Annotated in this window: 1 protein-coding gene; it reads left to right on the forward strand. The window is 45.1% G+C overall.

Translation table 11 applies throughout. The annotated features are described in order from the left end of the window. Nucleotides 1-2,444: HYR domain-containing protein (locus BUA03_RS16265; RefSeq protein WP_139255701.1), on the forward strand; the 2,444-nt coding region annotated here is incomplete at both ends.

A 2,444-nucleotide genomic window follows, 5' to 3' on the forward strand; every position in this document is an offset into this window, starting at 1 on the left:
AATGTAACTCTTGGTCTGCCAACTGCGGCTGATAATTGTGGTGTGAAATCCGTAACTAATGATGCCCCTAGTGTATTCCCGATCGGAAACACAACGGTGACTTGGACCGTAACTGACAATGCAGGAAATACTGCTAATTGTACTCAAATCGTAACGGTGGTCGATTCTATTCTGCCAACAATCACCTGTGCAGCTCCGGTTACAGTGACTGTAGATGCCGCTTCTTGTACTACTGCTAAAGAAAATGTAACTCTTGGTCTGCCAACCACGGCTGATAATTGTGGTGTCAAATCCGTAACTAATGATGCCCCTAGTGTATTTCCAATCGGAAACACTACGGTAACTTGGACCGTAACTGATACAGCAGGAAATACTGCTACTTGTACTCAAATCGTAACGGTGGTCGATTCTATTCTTCCAACAATCACCTGTGCAGCTCCGGTTACAGTGACTGTAGATGCCGCTTCTTGTACTACCGCTAAAGAAAATGTAACTCTTGGAATGCCAACTGCGGCTGATAATTGTGGTGTGAAATCCGTAACTAATGATGCCCCTAGTGTATTCCCGATCGGAAACACAACGGTAACTTGGACCGTAACTGATACAGCAGGAAATACTGCTACTTGTACTCAAATCGTAACGGTGGTCGATTCTATTCTTCCAACAATCACCTGTGCAGCTCCGGTTACAGTAAATGTAGATGCCGCTTCTTGTTCTACCGCTAAAGAAAATGTAACTCTTGGTCTGCCAACTGCGGCTGATAATTGTGGTGTCAAATCCGTAACTAATGATGCCCCTAGTGTATTCCCTATCGGAAACACAACGGTAACTTGGACCGTAACTGACAATGCAGGAAATACTGCTACTTGTACTCAAATCGTAACGGTGGTCGATTCTATTCTGCCAACAATCACCTGTGCAGCTCCGGTTACAGTAAATGTAGATGCCGCTTCTTGTACTACCGCTAAAGCCAATGTAACTCTTGGTCTGCCAACTGCGGCTGATAATTGTGGTGTCAAATCCGTAACTAATGATGCCCCTAGTGTATTCCCGATCGGAAACACAACGGTAACTTGGACCGTAACTGACAATGCAGGAAATACTGCTACTTGTACTCAAATCGTAACGGTGGTCGATTCTATTCTGCCAACAATCACCTGTGCAGCTCCGGTTACAGTAAATGTAGATGCCGCTTCTTGTTCTACCGCTAAAGCGAATGTAACTCTTGGTCTGCCAACTGCGGCTGATAATTGTGGTGTCAAATCCGTAACTAATGATGCCCCTAGTGTATTCCCTATCGGAAACACAACGGTAACTTGGACCGTAACTGACAATGCAGGAAATACTGCTACTTGTACTCAAATCGTAACGGTGGTCGATTCTATTCTGCCAACAATCACCTGTGCAGCTCCGGTTACAGTAAATGTAGATGCCGCTTCTTGTTCTACCGCTAAAGCGAATGTAACTCTTGGTCTGCCAACTGCGGCTGATAATTGTGGTGTCAAATCCGTAACTAATGATGCCCCTAGTGTATTCCCGATCGGAAACACAACGGTAACTTGGACCGTAACTGACAATGCAGGAAATACTGCTACTTGTACTCAAATCGTAACGGTGGTCGATTCTATTCTGCCAACAATCACCTGTGCAGCTCCGGTTACAGTGACTGTAGATGCCGCTTCTTGTACTACCGCTAAAGCCAATGTAATTCTTGGTCTGCCAACCACGGCTGATAATTGTGGTGTCAAATCCGTAACTAATGATGCCCCTAGTGTATTCCCAATCGGAAACACTACGGTAACTTGGACCGTAACTGACAATGCAGGAAACATCGCAACGTGTACTCAAATCGTAACGGTGGTCGATTCTATTCTTCCAACAATCACCTGTGCAGCTCCGGTTACAGTAAATGTAGATGCCGCTTCTTGTACTACCGCTAAAGCGAATGTAACTCTTGGTCTGCCAACTGCGGCTGATAATTGTGGTGTGAAATCCGTAACTAATGATGCCCCTAGTGTATTCCCTATCGGAAACACAACGGTAACTTGGACCGTAACTGATACAGCAGGAAATACTGCTACTTGTACTCAAATCGTAACGGTGGTCGATTCTATTCTGCCAACAATCACCTGTGCAGCTCCGGTTACAGTGACTGTAGATGCCGCTTCTTGTACTACCGCTAAAGAAAATGTAACTCTTGGAATGCCAACTACGGCTGATAATTGTGGTGTGAAATCCGTAACTAATGATGCCCCTAGTGTATTCCCGATCGGAAACACAACGGTAACTTGGACCGTAACTGACAATGCAGGCAACTCAGCAACGTGTACTCAAATCGTAACGGTGGTCGATTCTATTCTGCCAACAATTACCTGTGCAGCTCCGGTTACAGTGACTGTAGATGCCGTTTCTTGTACTACTGCTAAAGAAAATGTAACTCTTGG

Origin of the sequence: Flavobacterium fryxellicola, assembly GCF_900143245.1 — a bacterium.
Lineage (GTDB): Bacteria > Bacteroidota > Bacteroidia > Flavobacteriales > Flavobacteriaceae > Flavobacterium > Flavobacterium fryxellicola.